Origin of the sequence: Proteus penneri (assembly GCF_003144535.1) — a bacterium.
GTDB lineage: Bacteria > Pseudomonadota > Gammaproteobacteria > Enterobacterales > Enterobacteriaceae > Proteus > Proteus penneri.
Window position 1 is genome coordinate 121,954 of the sequence record NZ_PHFJ01000001.1, and the last position, 16,593, is coordinate 138,546.

At 39.2% G+C, this 16,593-nt stretch carries 15 protein-coding genes; 13 read left to right on the forward strand and 2 right to left on the reverse strand.

The annotated features are described in order from the left end of the window. Positions 1-10 precede the first annotated feature (10 nt). Genes nuoJ through nuoN form a run of 5 tightly spaced genes read left to right on the forward strand, consistent with a single transcriptional unit; the run spans position 11 to position 5,700 of the window. Positions 11-544 (forward strand): NADH-quinone oxidoreductase subunit J, encoded by a 534-nt coding sequence (nuoJ, locus tag CUB63_RS00745; protein ID WP_072063175.1) that lies wholly within the window; start codon positions 11-13, stop codon positions 542-544. Next, entirely contained in the window at positions 541-843 is a 303-nt protein-coding gene (gene nuoK / locus CUB63_RS00750) for an NADH-quinone oxidoreductase subunit NuoK (protein WP_023581731.1), read from the forward strand. Before nuoJ ends, nuoK begins: the two co-directional genes overlap by 4 nt. Continuing rightward, positions 840-2,675 (forward strand): NADH-quinone oxidoreductase subunit L, encoded by a 1,836-nt coding sequence (nuoL, locus tag CUB63_RS00755; protein WP_109847249.1) that lies wholly within the window; start codon positions 840-842, stop codon positions 2,673-2,675. Before nuoK ends, nuoL begins: the two co-directional genes overlap by 4 nt. A gap of 19 nt (positions 2,676-2,694) precedes the next feature. Then, entirely contained in the window at positions 2,695-4,224 is a 1,530-nt protein-coding gene (gene nuoM, locus CUB63_RS00760) for an NADH-quinone oxidoreductase subunit M (RefSeq protein WP_109847250.1), read from the forward strand. A gap of 6 nt (positions 4,225-4,230) precedes the next feature. Beyond that, the gene (nuoN, locus tag CUB63_RS00765) at positions 4,231-5,700 is read left to right on the forward strand and encodes an NADH-quinone oxidoreductase subunit NuoN (RefSeq protein ID WP_006533295.1); all 1,470 of its coding nucleotides are present in this window, start codon (positions 4,231-4,233) and stop codon (positions 5,698-5,700) included. 75 nt (positions 5,701-5,775) lie between these two features. Here the strand turns inward: nuoN and CUB63_RS00770 are convergent, their stop codons facing one another. Both CUB63_RS00770 and CUB63_RS00775 read right to left on the reverse strand, forming a co-directional pair. Further along, complete coding sequence (locus CUB63_RS00770) at positions 5,776-6,804, reverse strand: alpha-xenorhabdolysin family binary toxin subunit B (RefSeq protein ID WP_109847251.1); 1,029 nt, start codon at positions 6,802-6,804, stop codon at positions 5,776-5,778. A 15-nt stretch (positions 6,805-6,819) separates the two neighbouring features. Continuing rightward, on the reverse strand, positions 6,820-8,034 hold the full coding sequence (locus tag CUB63_RS00775; RefSeq protein WP_109847252.1) for an alpha-xenorhabdolysin family binary toxin subunit A: 1,215 nt from the start codon (positions 8,032-8,034) through the stop codon (positions 6,820-6,822). Between the two features lie 211 nt (positions 8,035-8,245). Here CUB63_RS00775 and menF point away from each other — a divergent pair, with 211 nt between their 5' ends. The 8 genes from menF (at position 8,246) to CUB63_RS00810 (ending at position 16,571) form a co-directional block, all read left to right on the forward strand. Then, positions 8,246-9,577, forward strand: coding sequence for an isochorismate synthase MenF (gene menF, locus CUB63_RS00780; RefSeq protein WP_109847253.1), 1,332 nt, complete (start codon positions 8,246-8,248; stop codon positions 9,575-9,577). Positions 9,578-9,921: 344 nt separating this feature from the next. Beyond that, on the forward strand, positions 9,922-11,616 hold the full coding sequence (gene menD, locus CUB63_RS00785) for a 2-succinyl-5-enolpyruvyl-6-hydroxy-3-cyclohexene-1-carboxylic-acid synthase (protein WP_006533288.1): 1,695 nt from the start codon (positions 9,922-9,924) through the stop codon (positions 11,614-11,616). After that, positions 11,591-12,358 (forward strand): 2-succinyl-6-hydroxy-2,4-cyclohexadiene-1-carboxylate synthase, encoded by a 768-nt coding sequence (menH, locus tag CUB63_RS00790; RefSeq protein ID WP_109847254.1) that lies wholly within the window; start codon positions 11,591-11,593, stop codon positions 12,356-12,358. Before menD ends, menH begins: the two co-directional genes overlap by 26 nt. 12 nt (positions 12,359-12,370) lie before the next feature. Continuing rightward, complete coding sequence (menB, locus tag CUB63_RS00795; RefSeq protein WP_023581739.1) at positions 12,371-13,228, forward strand: 1,4-dihydroxy-2-naphthoyl-CoA synthase; 858 nt, start codon at positions 12,371-12,373, stop codon at positions 13,226-13,228. Next, positions 13,228-14,199 carry an o-succinylbenzoate synthase gene (gene menC, locus CUB63_RS00800; RefSeq protein WP_109847255.1) on the forward strand — a complete coding sequence of 324 codons (972 nt, stop codon included), beginning with the start codon at positions 13,228-13,230 and terminating at the stop codon, positions 14,197-14,199. The genes menB and menC overlap by 1 nt, the downstream gene beginning before the upstream one ends. Next, a complete protein-coding gene (gene menE, locus CUB63_RS00805; RefSeq protein WP_006533283.1) occupies positions 14,187-15,626 on the forward strand; it encodes an o-succinylbenzoate--CoA ligase in 1,440 nt (479 codons plus the stop codon). The genes menC and menE overlap by 13 nt, the downstream gene beginning before the upstream one ends. 62 nt (positions 15,627-15,688) lie before the next feature. After that, the gene (locus tag CUB63_RS17640) at positions 15,689-15,955 is read left to right on the forward strand and encodes an AbaSI family restriction endonuclease (RefSeq protein WP_232240030.1); all 267 of its coding nucleotides are present in this window, start codon (positions 15,689-15,691) and stop codon (positions 15,953-15,955) included. After that, entirely contained in the window at positions 15,918-16,571 is a 654-nt protein-coding gene (locus CUB63_RS00810; protein WP_239996094.1) for a hypothetical protein, read from the forward strand. The genes CUB63_RS17640 and CUB63_RS00810 overlap by 38 nt, the downstream gene beginning before the upstream one ends. Positions 16,572-16,593: the final 22 nt, after the last annotated feature.

Here is a 16,593-nt window from a genome sequence, read left to right on the forward strand (position 1 = left end):
AGCGATATTCATGGAATTTGCATTTTACATCGCGGGGCTGATTGCCATCCTTGCAACATTGAGAGTGATCACTCATACCAATCCAGTACACGCATTGTTGTACTTAGTGATTTCATTGATTGCCCTCTCTGTGGTTTTCTTCTCGCTGGGCGCCTATTTCGCAGGTGCATTAGAAATCATCGTTTACGCAGGCGCCATTATGGTGTTGTTCGTTTTCGTGGTGATGATGCTTAATTTAGGTAAATCCGTCGTTGACCAAGAGAGAAAGTGGCTACAACCGAAGTTTTGGATTGGGCCAGCACTGTTATCTCTGATGCTATTAGTCGTGCTTATTTATGCAATTAGTAGTGTTACTCACGGTGAAATTACTGGAGAAATAATTGGTGCGAAAGAGGTCGGTATTAGCTTATTTGGGCCTTATATTCTGGCTGTTGAGTTAGCATCTGTTCTCTTATTGTCGGGGTTAATAGTTGCTTATCACATTGGTCGTGATCAGAGCCATGACGATCTCGTCGAAAACGAAAACGCAGGGGAGCAAAAATGATACCTCTTCAACATGGTTTGATCTTGGCGGCGGTACTGTTTGTGTTAGGTTTTACCTGTTTAGTACTTCGCCGCAACCTGTTGTTTATGTTGATCGGACTAGAAATTATGATTAATGCGGCTGCACTGGCATTTGTTGTCGGTGGTAGCTTTTGGGGTCAAACAGATGGTCAGATAATGTATATTCTGGCAATCAGCTTGGCGGCGGCAGAGGCAAGTATTGGTCTGGCATTGTTGTTACAGCTTCATAGACATCGCCAAAACATCAATATTGATACAGTCAGTGAGATGCGCGGATGAATATACTCTATTTAACCATTCTGCTACCACTGCTGGGATTTTTACTGCTCGCTTTCTCACGTGGTCGTTGGTCTGAAAACGTATCAGCATGGATTGGTACAGGTTCGGTTGGTTTATCGGCTTTAGTTGCACTTTGGGTTGGTATGGATTTCTTTGCCAATGGGCAAGAAACTCAAGTTCTGACTTTATGGAATTGGATGTCAGCAGGGAATTTTAATATTCCATTCACACTGGTTCTTGATGGTCTTTCATTAACCATGCTGGGTGTGATTACTGGTGTTGGCTTCCTGATTCATATGTATGCATCGTGGTATATGCGTGGAGAAGAAGGGTATTCTCGCTTCTTTGCTTATACCAACTTATTTATCGCCAGTATGGTTGTCTTAGTACTGGCTGATAACATGATGCTGATGTATATGGGTTGGGAAGGGGTTGGTCTATGTAGCTACCTGTTAATTGGTTTCTATTATAGCAATCCTGCTAATGGCGCAGCGGCGATGAAAGCGTTTATCGTAACGCGTATCGGTGATGTGTTTTTAGCTATCGTTATGTTTATCCTGTTTGACCAATTAGGTACATTGAGCTTCCGTGAAATGGCGGTACTTGCGCCTGAGCAATTAGCAGTAGGTTCAAGTGTTATTAACTGGGCAATGTTAATGGTATTAGGCGGTGCGGTAGGTAAATCAGCACAGCTTCCATTACAAACTTGGTTAGCCGATGCAATGGCAGGCCCAACACCTGTATCTGCATTAATTCACGCAGCAACTATGGTTACAGCGGGTGTGTACTTAGTGGCACGTAGCAACGCGCTATTCTTAATGGCACCAGAAGTACTGGAATTAGTCGGTATTATCGGTGCGGTGACATTAGTGCTAGCGGGTTTTGCTGCCTTAGTACAAACAGATATTAAACGTATTCTTGCTTATTCAACCATGAGCCAAATTGGTTATATGTTCTTGGCTTTAGGCGCTCAAGCATGGGATGCGGCAATTTTCCACTTAATGACCCACGCTTTCTTTAAAGCGTTACTGTTCTTATCCGCAGGCTCTGTGATTATTGCCTGCCACCACGAACAAAATATCTTTAAGATGGGCGGGTTACGTAAGAAGATCCCATTTGTTTATGCTTGTTTCCTGATTGGTGGTGGCGCATTAGCGGCATTACCACTGTTAACAGCAGGGTTCTTCAGTAAAGATGAAATCTTATGGGGTGCGTACTCAAACGGGCATTTTAACTTAATGCTAGCAGGGTTAATTGGTGCGTTATTTACGTCTCTTTATACCTTCCGTTTGATTTTCATCGTATTCCATGGTGAAACCAAAACCGAAGCACACCAAGTTAAAGGGTTTACTCATACTTTCCCATTAGCGGTATTAGCACTGTTATCAACATTTATCGGTGCGTTAATCACTCAACCGTTAGGTGCTGTTTTCCCTGAAGGAAACGCATCGCACGATGGTAAGTATGTATTAGAAATTCTTTCTGGTGTGGTAGCGATTGTAGGCGTTGCCATTGCAGCATGGTTATACCTGAAACAGCGTCAATGTGTTGCTAAGGTTGCCAATACTCGTACCGGTCGTTTCTTCTCAACATGGTGGTTCCATGCTTGGGGATTTGATGCTCTGTATGAAGTGCTGTTTGTCAAACCTTATAAAGGGGCGGCGTGGCTTATCCAAAATGATCCTGTTAACCAATTCTTTAATTTATTCGGTTGCCTGCTTAAAGGTACCAATAAAGGATTAAGTTTCAGTGAGAATGGATTAACTCGTTGGTATGCGGCTTCTCTCGGTTTAGGTGCAGTGCTGGTTATCGCTCTGCTGCTTCTGGTTTAATTAAGGGACACATTGCGCCATGTTATTACCCTGGCTAATACTTATTCCCTTCATCGGTGGCCTGCTAAGTTGGCAGGCTGAACGAATCGGCTCGCAAGTTCCTCGCTGGGTTGCGTTGCTGACGATGGGATTAACACTCGTTATTTCTGTGCAACTTTGGTTGCAAGGCGATTATCAACTACTCAGTGCTGATGGAGCGCCACGCTGGACAGAGTATTACTTTGTGCCGTGGATCCCTTCGTTAGGGATCAATATCCAGTTTGCACTTGATGGTATGTCATTGCTGATGGCTGTTTTGACCGCAGTTTTAGGTATTTTAGCGGTGCTCTCTTCGTGGAGTGAAAACCAACCATCACAAGGTGCTTTCCATTTTAACCTGCTGTGGATCTTAGCAGGTGTAATGGGGGTATTTTTAGCAACGGACTTGTTCTTATTCTTCTTCTTTTGGGAAATGATGTTGATCCCAATGTATTTCCTGATTTCTTTATGGGGACACAAAGGAAGTAGTGATAAAGCACACGTCAGTGCAGCAACGAAATTCTTTATCTATACACAGGCAAGTGGCCTGTTAATGTTGCTGGCCATTATCGGTTTAGCGGTTGCTTTCTACCGTGAAACAGGTATTTGGACGTTTAGCTATGATACCTTATTACAAGCACACACCGTATTAGGTACTGAGCTACAATTTATCCTGATGCTAGGTTTCTTCGCTGCATTTGCGGTGAAAATGCCAATCGTTCCTGTTCATGGCTGGTTAGCCGATGCGCATGCAGAAGCACCAACCGCGGGTTCTGTTGACTTATCCGGTATTTTGTTAAAAACAGCAGCTTACGGTTTATTGCGTTTTAACTTACCACTGTTCCCAGAAGCGTCAGCGTTATTGGCACCTGTGGCGATGTGGTTAGGTTTAATTACCGTATTTTATGCAGCATTACTGGCATTTCGTCAGACAGATATCAAACGTCTTGCGGCTTACAGTAGTATTTCTCACATGGGCTTTATCGTAATTGCGATTTATGCTGGCTCTGTATTGGCTTATCAAGGTGCGATTATTCAAATGATCACCAATGGTTTGTCAGCAGCAGGTCTGTTTATCATGTGTGGCATGCTGTATGAGCGTTTAGGTACGCGTGATATGAATCAAATGGGCGGATTGTGGAAAAGCATCCGTTTCTTACCTGCGTTTTCACTGTTCTTTGCGGTTGCCTCTTTAGGTATGCCAGGAACAGGTAACTTCGTCGGTGAGTTTATGATCCTATTTGGTACTTATGGCAACTTTAAGCTGATCACGATTATTTCGGTCTTTGGTTTAGTCTTTGCATCTGTTTATGCACTATGGATGATGCAACAGGCTTACTACGGTTCACCGAAAACAGCTGAAAGAACCTATAAAGGGTTGGATCTGAGAGAATTCTTTATCCTGATCACCTTGGTCGTTTTACTGGTTATTCTGGGCTTCTTCCCACAACCTGTATTAGACACCTCGGCATCAGCGATGGAAAATCTCCAGACTTGGTATTCCGCTTCTATTTCAACAGTAAGGCCGTAATTCGCCATGACAATAACTCCTGAACAATTGATCGCAATGCTACCGCTATTAATCGTCGGATTGACGGTGGTGGTTGTGATGCTGTCCATTGCGTGGCGACGCGATCATTTCACTATTGCCACTTTGACAGCAACAGGTTTCATCATTGCGCTGGGATCACTCTATTACGTTAATGCATTAGGTGTAGTGGACGTTACCACGCTTTACCATGTTGATGGATACTCTAGTTTCTTTACTGCACTAGTTATTCTTTCGGGTATTGGTACTATCGCTTTTGCTTATCCTTGGTTAGAAGGCTATCAAGATAACAAAGAAGAGTTTTACATGCTGATTGCGATTGCGGTGATTGGAGGGATTTTACTCTCTTCAGCCCACCACTTCGCATCGATGTTTATTGGTATTGAATTACTGACATTACCGCTGTTTGGTCTTATCGGTTATGCATTCCAACAACGTCCATCACTGGAAGCGGGTATTAAATATATGCTGCTTTCGGCAGCAGCATCTTCTTTCTTACTGTTTGGTATGGCACTGCTCTATGCAGAAGCAGGGGATCTCTCCTTTACTGCGATGGGACAAAGTTTAAGTGATAGCAATATCCATAAACCATTAGTACTTGCAGGTTTAGGGATGATGTTGGTGGGAATTGGATTTAAATTATCTTTATTCCCATTCCAACTGTGGACACCTGATGTTTACCAAGGTGCGCCAGCACCAACGGGGGCATTCTTAGCCACTGCAAGTAAGATTGGTATTTTTGCAGTTGTGATGCGTTTATTCCTTGAAGCACCCGCTGCGGATAGTGAAACCTTACGAATGATCTTAGGTTTCATGGCAATTGCCTCTATCTTGTTTGGTAACATTATGGCGTTAACGCAAAAGAGCGTGAAGCGTTTACTGGGTTACTCTTCAGTATCGCACCTTGGTTATCTGCTAGTGGCATTAATTGTATTGCAATACAGTCCTGTGCTGGCGCAAGAAACGGCTGAAATTTATTTAGCTGGTTACTTGTTTGCAAGCTTAGGGGCGTTTGGTGCTATTGCAGTAGCTTCAAGTCCTTATCGCGAAAGCGAAATGGATTCACTAGAAGATTACCGTGGATTATTCTGGCGCCGTCCTGTCGTTGCTGTGGTGATGTCACTCATGATGTTATCGCTGGCAGGTGTACCAATTACATTAGGTTTTATTGGTAAACTTTATGTCATTATTGCAGGTATTAACTCAAGCTTATGGTGGCTAACAGGTATGGTCGTGTTAGGTAGTGCGATAGGTTTATTCTACTACCTACGTGCAGCCGCGATTGTCTTCTTACGTAAACCAGACAATGACAATACACCGGTGGTTGCAACCACATCACAAAATATGGCGACATTTGTTGCATTAATCTGCGTTATTGTTGTGATTGCTTTAGGTGTATGGCCACAACCATTAATTGAACTAACGAATTTCGCGATTATTGCACCAGTAGCAAATTAATCGTAATAGTTAGATATTCAAACTAAGAGCGGCTCTTTTATAGAGCCGTTTTTTTTTCGTTATTATTAATGTTTTTTATTTTTCAACTTCTTCATAATATAAAGAAAAACTATCTAAGAATGAAAATATAGGAATAATAATATCTTTATTTAATAAATTATTATTTTTTAGTGTGTGTATTTGCAAAATAATTTCTTTCCAATATTCAGATAAAAACTCTAACTGTTTAATCAAGATATGAAGAAAATAATCAATATCAACGAGTTTGTAATGATGTTTTAAATTTAAAAGTGTATTTTTCTGTTCTTTTTTTAACTGATGAATTTTTTTTATTTGTGCCAAATAAAGTGTAGTAAGCTGATGTCGAGTTTCGACTATTTTGGTATAAGAAAAGCCATAATCTAATGTAGAAAACAAATTGTTTAATATTTTTACTAGGGAAGATAAAATATTTTTTTCTTGCTTTTCAATATTGAGATTATTAATTTCTGATAGTTGAGGTATCGAATTTTTAAAAAGGTCGAAAAAATTTTTTTTATGTAAAATATCTTCGCTATCACGTATAATATCAAGTTCTTTTTTAGTTTCCTCTGATTGATGTTCTAAATTGATAATTTCACTTGTAAGTTTTTTTATATTATTTTCTTTGTCATGAATGAAAGGGGTTATTTTAGTTGTGATAAATTTGTTTTTTAATTCATTAATTTCAAATAAAAGATACTGGTTGTGTTGATTAATAGAATTTATTGTTTCATCTATTTCATCAAAAAATATTTTTAATATTTCATTTTTTTCTTCTTTTAATTTATTCTTTAATTCATTGTTAATTTTTCCGGCCTGTATTTCTCTATCAATTTCGTTAACCGTTTCTAAGATATCATTAAATAAAATTTGTCTTAGTCTATTTTTTATATTGAGAGAAAAGTAAATAATATTTTCAATGCTCTTATTGTTTCTTTCTAAAAGCTGTGTTGTTTCTTCTTCTAGTGTACTATCCATATAGCCTTTACTACTACTTAAATAAAAAATATTTCTGTATGCATGAAATAATTTACTATGTTCAAAGAGGTGATTTAATTTAATGGGATTTTCATGATTGTTCATAACAATATCCTTTTGTTAGCTATTTGATGAATAAAACGTAGAAAGCGCATTATCAAAAGAGAGCAAGATCTCCTTTGAGTAACCAATAACCATGTACCAAGGTGTGATGATTTTCTCAAGATAAATACTAAATTTTATCAACTCTAACGCATTGTTAATTTTATTAAAGTTAGTTATTGAAGCTTCTATCTCTGTTAATATCGCCTGCCATACATACTCAATATGCTCTAAAGCCATATTTGTATCTTCAATAAATTGTTCGATTTCTGATAATTCAATATAAAGTGTATTTAAATGCAAAGACAAACCAGCGTAGACATCGATCTTTATATTGATTGTTTTTACTTTTTCAATGAGCTCATTTTTCTTTTTACGAATGACTTCGGCTTTTGCACCAAATATTCCTCCTGTAATAATGACACCAATAATACCTACGGCGAGTCCCGTAAAAGCAAGGCCAACATAGTGTTTATATTCATCTTTTAATTGTGAAATTTCCTCAATCAATAAATCTCGTTCTTCTATAAGAGAATTGTTATTCTCAGTATAAAACTCATTAATAAATCGTTTTTTATTCAGAATTTCATGATAGATAGAAGGGTGAGCGACATTTTGACTGTCTTTTCCACCTATTATTTTACTTCTAAATGTCGATAAGCTATCTTTTATTTTAATGGTTTTATTTCGTTCATTCTCAATATCTTCTTTCATACTTTCTAAAATATGAATAAGTTGTGTTGCGACTTCTTTATCTTGAGATTTATATTGGATACTTTTTAACTCTTGTTCAGAAAGATCTTCTATAACAGAGGATATTTTTGTTAATAAAGGCATTTGATTGATAAATGCAATGATATTTTCACCTGTAGAAGTGATTTCTCTACCCATTATTTCTAAATCAATTGCTTGTTGCTTAATACTATATTCTATTTTATTCCAATCAAAAGCGTGTTCTCGTATTTTGATAAAAAGAGAGAGAATATTATCAGGTGAGAGTTGTGATTCATCTATTTCACTATAATGAATGAATTTGATGACATCATCTATTTTGTAAGAAAGCGAAAGTGCTTTATTAATATAAGACTTTATTTTTATTAAATCATGAGAAGTAACAATACCAGGTAGTCGTCCATCTTCAATATCTACACCTAATATTAACCCCAAAGCAACCTTAGGAATATCGGACGTCTCAATGATCTTATCGATGTGTTCAAAGGCGGTTGTATCCATATAACCTCACTTATGTATAAAAATTTTTATCTTTACCACTTTATCTAATGACGATTTGTTGGTTATTTCAGAAGTGCGAGTTAATGCTTCTACTTTGTAACATAAAAAATACAAAACTTTGATAAATGACAAAGGTTATAATTAATCAGCCCTTTGATAATTTGTATAGAGACGTATAATCACCTTTTTAATTTTGTTGTGGGTATTGGTAGTGGAAAAGATTAATCCTGTGTTTTCGACACTGTACGAAAAAGTTAAAAATATAAATCTGACAGCACAAGGTAATCTTTTACATTTGAAAGTCACCTTGCCATCAGAGGTCTCATTTTCATTGCTCTCATGGCTTGCGGCTCAGGTATATTATCCACAATTTTACTGGCAGCACCGCGATGAGAGTGAAGAAGTGGCAGCATGTGGGCAATTATGTTGCTTCAATCATATTGAAGATGCTCGCCAATTTTTAGCAACTCATCAGTCTGATATAAATATTGATGATGTGCGTATTTGGGGCTTAAATGCGTGGGATACCATTATTCCTGGTCGCATTGACAAAATAAAAGGCGATGATGCTTACCTTTTTTTACCTCGCATTGAGATCAGACGCCACCAGCAACAACTTTCTGTTCATCTAAATATGTTGGATGAAGATGATAAGCAAAATACATTAGATTTTCTGCAAACATTAAACCAAGCCGAAGAGATTGAACCGCTTTCTGTTTCTGTCACTCATGTTAATCACTCTTTAACGCAAGAGCAGTGGACTCACTATCTCAATATTGCCTTAGATGAGATTAACCAAGGTTTATTTGAAAAAGTTGTCCCTGCTAGAGCAACTTGTTTAACATTGGATAACCCGCTTAAAGCGATCCAGTTTATGAAAGCCAGTCGTGATGTTAATCATCATTGTTATCACTATATGCTGGCGTTTTCATCTTCAGATGCATTTATGGGGTCAACACCAGAAAGATTATATAAACGTGATGAGTTGATGCTTTACACTGAGGCGTTGGCGGGGACTGTGGCGAGTTCTGACAACGAACAGCAAGCCACTCAATTTGCAGATTGGCTGATGAATGATAAAAAGAATCAGCATGAAAATCTCGTTGTGGTCGATGATATTTGTCAGCGATTACAAGGCGGTGTAGAAGGTATCGATGTTTCACCCGCAGATGTTATCCGATTGCGTAAAGTGCAGCATCTTCGTCGCTATATACATGGTAAGTTAATTTACTCTGATGATATCGATTGCTTAAAACGATTGCAGCCAACGGCTGCTGTATGTGGATTACCAAGAAGTGTCGCACGTGCTTTTATTCGTCAACATGAACCTTTTGAGCGTCGTTGGTATGCAGGTTCTGCGGGGTATTTATCGCTTCCTCATGCCGAATTTGCAGTAAGTTTGCGTTGTGGTGAATTGCATGATGATGCTTTAACTTTATACGCTGGTGCAGGTGTTGTTGCAGGATCTGATCCTCAGCAAGAGTGGACTGAAATAGAAAATAAAGCAGCAGGTCTACGAACATTGTTGGAAAAAGAGAGTTAATTCTTACAGATAATCTCAGTTTAAATAATATTAGTGTAATCATCAAAATTTGATGAGTAGTTTTTTATGTCAGTTATTTAGTACTACTCTTTAAATAACCAGTGCTAATTGTTAATTAATTGATGCTATCCTTTAGAACACTAACGCTATTTATTCCTATTCTTAACGATAAAAAAGAGCTCATTGAAAATAGAGTGGATAATTAGCCTAAATAATGCACTTTTTGAGTGTTTTTTTAACGATTTATTTAACGAAAACTTCTGTTCATTGAACTAGGCTAAGGAAAAGTATTTAGTAACAGATATTATAATAGCAATTGCAGGTTTTCGTTGTTGGGATGATCAATGTCTAATAGTTCGTTTAATCGCCAATGGGCTAAAGTTATACTCGAAACTTTGACTCGTCATGGCTTGCGCCATATCTGTATTGCCCCCGGATCTCGTTCGACCCCTTTAACACTAGCGGCGGCTGCCAATCAAAAATTAGTTTGCCATACACATTTTGATGAACGTGGGCTTGGTCATTTAGCCTTGGGGTTGGCAAAAGCAACCAAAGAACCCGTTGCGGTGATTGTAACTTCGGGGACAGCCGTTGCGAATTTATACCCAGCCTTGATTGAAGCGGGATTAACCGGTGAACGTGTTATCTTTTTAACCGCAGATAGGCCGCCTGAATTAATTGATTGTGGTGCAAACCAAGCGATTCGACAGCAAGGTATTTTTGCAACGCATCCTTCACAAACCCTCTCTTTACCAAGACCAACAGCAGATATTTCCGCGAGTTGGTTAGTTTCTACCCTTGATAATGCCATGAATACGTTGGTACATGGTGCATTACACGTTAATTGTCCTTTTGCAGAACCTTTATATGGTGATGATGTTGAAACATCGACACCATGGACTGATGTTTTAGGAGATTGGTGGCAAAGTGATAAACCGTGGCTACAAGAAACTCGTTTTAACGCAGTTTCAACACATCCGCAATGGAATGAGTTACGCCAGAAAAAAGGTGTTGTGATCGCAGGGCGTATTAGCCCAGAAGAAGGTGTTGCAGTCGCAAAATGGGCATCACAATTAGGTTGGCCTTTATTAGGTGATGTATTATCCCAAACAGGGCAACCACTACCTTGTGCCGATTTATGGTTGAATAACCCTCAAATAACATCAGAATTAAATCAAGCTGAAATCGTTATTCAATTTGGTTCAAGCTTAACAGGTAAACGTTTATTGCAATGGCAAGTGGGATGTTCTCCTAACGCTTATTGGATTGTTGACCCTATTCCGGGACGCTTAGATCCCGGTCATCATCGAGGTGAGAAATTTACATTATCACCTATGCAGTGGTTAATGGCACATCCTGCGGTTGATAATTCACCGTGGACTGATGCATTAGCTCATATAGCCAAACAAACCTATCAAAAAGTCAGTGAAATAACCGATTATTTTGGTGAAGCACTGGTTGCTCACCAATTAGATAAATTACTTCCTAATGATGGGCAATTATTTGTTGGCAATAGTCTGATAGTACGATTAATCGATGCATTTGCTCAGTTACCACAAGGGTATCCTGTGATGAGCAATCGAGGAGCAAGTGGTATTGATGGCTTAATTTCAACATCTGCAGGTGTTCACCGTGCGACAGAAAAGCCAACATTAACAATTTTGGGTGATTTATCGGCACTGTATGACCTAAATAGTTTAGCGTTACATCAACAAGTTTATGCACCTAATGTTATTATCGTAGTGAATAATAACGGTGGGCAAATATTTTCTATGTTACCCACGCCAGAGACAGAGCGAGAACGCTTTTACTGTATGCCTCATTCACTAAATTTCAAACACGCGGCCGCAATGTTTGGTTTGCATTATGTATCACCAACAAGTTGGGATGCACTGTTAACGACTGTTCAGGAATGCTGGACAGGGGCGCCAATAACGACATTAATTGAATTAATTGTTGATGATACTGATGGCGCAAAAACATTAAATCAGTTGGTAAAACAGGTAACATCTCATGACTTTAGCATGTCAGCGATATAATACCCATAATGAAGGGCCTTGGTTAGTTTGGTTGCATGGGCTATTAGGTGAAGGTTGTGAATGGGAGCCTGTCATTCAGGCTTGCCATGAATATCCATCACTTGTGATTGATTTGCCTCGTCATGGAGGTTCTGCATCTATCAGCGCGAAAGATTTTGTTGAAGTGAGTACATTGCTAACAGACACTCTAAAAGAGCAAGGTATTGATCACTATTGGTTAATTGGTTACTCGTTAGGTGGCCGGATCTCGATGTATCATGCATGTTTTGGTGATACTACAGGATTAATGGGATTGATTGTAGAAGGTGGCAACCCAGGTTTAAATGATGCAATAGAAAGACAAAGTCGCATTGCACATGATAAACGTTGGGCTGAGTGTTTTCGTAATGAACCTATTAGTGATGTATTAACACAATGGTATCAACAACCCGTATTTGCTGATTTAAGTGATGAAAAACGTCAATTACTGATTGAGAAGCGTCGCCATAATAGCGGGGCGTGCATTGCTGAAAGCCTTGAGACACTTTCTTTGGGCTATCAACCGTGGTTGGTGACTAAATTACAGCAACTCACATTGCCGTTTATTTGGCTTTGTGGTGAAAAAGATAATAAATTTCAATCTATTGCGCAGCGGTATTCGCTGCCATTAACGACTATCCCGCATGCTGGCCATAATGCGCATCAGGCACAGCCAGCGGCTTATGCTGCGGTGATAAATCATGTTTTATCCCTCTTTGGTTAAAGGAACCTAATTATGCTTTACCCGAGCGAAGAAAAATTATATGCACCGATTGAATGGCAGGATTGCTCTGAAGGTTTTGAAGATATCCTCTATCATAAATCAGTCGATGGCATTGCAAAAATTACGATTAACCGCCCGCAAGTGCGTAATGCTTTCCGTCCTTTGACAGTGAAAGAGATGATCCAAGCATTAGCTGATGCACGTTACGATGACACCATTGGTACTATCATTCTAACGGGTGCAGGTGAAAAAGCATTCTGCGCTGGTGGTGACCAAAAAATTCGTGGAGACTACGGCGGATATCGTGATGAGAGCGGTACACATCATCTAAACGTGTTGGATTTCCAACGCCAAATCCGTACTTGTCCGAAGCCTGTTGTGGCCATGGTCGCCGGTTATTCTATCGGTGGTGGCCATGTGCTTCATATGATGTGTGACTTAACTATCGCTGCTGAAAACGCTATTTTTGGTCAAACTGGCCCTAAAGTGGGTTCTTTCGATGGTGGTTGGGGTGCATCTTATATGGCGCGTATTGTTGGCCAAAAGAAAGCACGCGAAATCTGGTTCTTATGTCGTCAATATGATGCGAAAGAAGCATTAGAGATGGGCTTGGTTAATACCGTTGTTCCTTATGCAGATCTTGAAAAAGAAACCGTTCGTTGGTGTCGTGAAATGCTGGAAAACAGCCCAATGGCATTACGTTGCTTGAAAGCAGCATTAAATGCGGATTGTGATGGTCAAGCAGGCCTGCAAGAATTAGCGGGTAATGCAACTATGCTGTTCTATATGACTGATGAAGGTCAAGAAGGCCGCAACGCCTTTAATGAAAAACGTCAACCTGATTTCACTCGATTTAAACGTAACCCATAATGAGAAACGCCAAACTCTATTCATTCAGCCTACCTGTAGATGCAGGCGTTGTTCTGCGCTATCAAAGGCTAAAAACGCGTGATGGTTTTCTTGTCTGTTTAGAGCAAAATGGCAAACAAGGATGGGGTGAAATTTCACCTCTTCCTGAGTTTAGCCGTGAAACTTTAGAGCAAGCACAAGAAGCTGCACAATCTTGGTTAACAGCTTGGTGTGCGGGTGAAAACCCAGAGCACAGTGAACTGCCAAGCGTGGCTTTTGGTATTAGCTGTGCATTAGCAGAGCTTAATGATACGTTGCCACAAGACGCAAATTATCGTGCTGCACCTTTATGTAATGGCGATCCTGATGATTTGATTTTAAGCCTTAATGATATGGAAGGTGAAAAAGTCGCTAAAATCAAAGTGGGCTTATATGAAGCTGTGCGTGATGGGATCGTCGTTAATCTGTTATTAGAAGCTATTCCTGACTTAAAACTCAGACTCGATGCCAATCGAAGCTGGACACCAGCCAAAGCAGAAGGTTTTGCGAAGTATGTTAATCCGCAATGGCGTGATCGCATCGCATTCTTAGAAGAGCCATGCAAAACACCAGAAGAGTCACTGGCTTTTTCTCAAGCAACAGGAATTAATATTGCTTGGGATGAAACAGTACGAGATGACGGGTTTGAAGTAAAACCACAACCCGGTGTCACTACTATTGTGATAAAACCTACACTGGTGGGAAGCCTTGAACGTTGTCGCTCTTTAGTTGAGCAAGCACATGCTTTAGGGCTTGATGCTATTATTAGTTCAAGCATTGAGAGTAGCTTCGGGCTGACTCAATTAGCAAGAATTGCACAATGGTTAACGCCTAATAGCATTCCAGGACTGGATACCGTTGATCTAATTAAGCAACAGCTTATTCGTCCTTGGCCAGATGTGGATATTCCGCTTATTTCTCTTGAACAGCTAGAGACTGTATGGCAACAGTAGTTCAATTTAAACAATGGCCGTGGCATCACTGGGCACAATTTAGCCCAAATGAAACGGCCATCATTTCAGGCAATTCGCCTATTACATGGCAACAATTAAGCTGTCATATTAATCAGTTAGCTAGCCATTTTATGGAACAAGGTGTTAATACACAAAGCACTGTGCTGTTGCGTGGAAAAAATCACCTCAATCTTATTTTTGCCTTACTGGCTGTTTTTCAATGTGGTGCTAAGGTTTTACCTTTAAATCCACAGCTTCCAAAATCTTTACTTGATGAATTATTGCCTAACTTATGTATTGATTTTTATGCTGATTTGAGTGATTCACCGCTAGATTTGAAGGCGACATTGCTTGATTTTAGTGGTATTGAGCTAAGTAACAGGTCACGTCAATATAAAACTCAAACAGTAAATGATGTTCTATGGGAGCCATCTCGTATGGCAACACTTATTTTGACATCAGGCTCATCAGGTTTACCCAAAGCTGCGGTACATACCTTTGATGCTCATCTTCGCAGCGCAATGGGTGTTTTGTCATTAATGCCTTTGGAAAAAGGTGATAGCTGGTTACTTTCTTTGCCTCTATTTCATGTTTCAGGGCAAGGTATACTTTGGCGCTGGTTATTGCGTGGAGCAACGCTGGTGGTGCGTGAAATGCACCCATTCGTGGATGCGTTGCAGGGTTGTACTCATGCTTCTTTAGTGCCCACACAACTATGGCGTTTCTTACAAAATAGAGTGCAGCAAGATAATCAACAATCTATTACTTTAAAATCTGTTTTATTAGGGGGAGCCATGATCCCTATTGAGCTAACGCAAGCAGCAGAACATTGGGGAATTCAATGCTGGTGTGGTTATGGCATGACAGAAATGGCATCGACGGTTTGTGCGAAACGTGCAGATGGTAAAGCAGGAGTAGGACTTCCACTACAAGGCAAAGAAGTTAGGTTAGTGGATGATGAACTCCAGATAATGTCTGATAGCGTTGCTTTAGGTTATTGGTTTGATGGTAAATTAAAACCGTTATCACTTACAGCTGATGGATGGTATTCAACACGAGATAAAGGTGGTTTTATCGCCGGTGAATGGTGTGTTTTAGGGCGATTAGATAATCTGTTTTTTAGTGCGGGTGAGGGTATTCAGCCAGAAGATATTGAGAAAATACTCAATACACACCCTAGTGTAAGCCAATCTTTTGTTGTTCCTATTGATGATGCAGAATTTGGGCAACGTCCAGTCGCAGTTGTCGATAGTGATATTGAAATAATCAATCAGTTACCGCAGTGGTATCATTCGCGTTTAGCTGGATTTCAACGACCCGTTGCTTGTTTACAACTCCCTGAAAACCTTAAAAATGGTGGAATTAAAATTTCCCGCAAACAAGTGCAAGAATGGGTGAAAGGGCAAATGCTTATTAAGGATATATAATTGTTATTATTAAATATTGAACGCTTATTTCACTTTATTATGATAATTGATGTGATGTTCTTATGAGTAAAACAGATTATATTTTACGTTCCCTTTCAAAGATAACTAAAAAACGATGGGAACATTATGTTATCAATCGTATCTTTCATAAATTAGACGACCCCGAAATTGAATTTGTTTGTCAGCAGTGCATTCGAAAAGCAAATTCTCCAGATAAAATATATCTTGCTGATTTATTTTTTCCGCAACTTGCTCTGTATTTGGAAATAGATGAAGAGCATCACGATAGCGATGAGGCTAAAAAAAAAGGATGCAAAGAGGCGACTTGATATTATTGAAGCTACTGGTTTTATCGAAAAACGGATCCCTGCTAGCAATGTTACTATAGAGCAGTTAAATACCAGTATAGATGAATTTGTTAAGTTACTTATAGACACTAAAGAAAAGCAAAAGGCACAAAAGAAGTTTATACCTTGGGATTATAGCGCACAATATACAGCCAAACGCCATATAGATGCAGGCTTTATTGAAGTAGGGCCACATGCTATTTTTCGCTACCATCGTGATGCTTTAGAATGCTTTGGTTATATTAATAAAGGACATCATCAGTCTGGTAGTTGGAAATTACCTGAAAATATTGTAAGAGAGATTGGTTTATCTGGTCGTATAATGGTGTGGTTTCCTCGCCTTTATAATGCGGGTGTTTGGAATAATGAGCTTTCTCCTGATGGTGAGTGGATCACGGAGGAGAGTCTCGAAGTTGATAACAATTATATCGAGGATTGGGATTATCGTATTGTTATGGCTCATTCTCGAGATGAACTTAACCGAGTATTATATCGGTTTCTAGGGGTTTTTCAGATAGATAAGAATAAATCCGTAGAAGGAAAAAATATTTTTAAGCGAATCAATACTAAAGTAAAAGTCTTTAATTCATATAATTGACTATTTCTTTAATATAAAAATA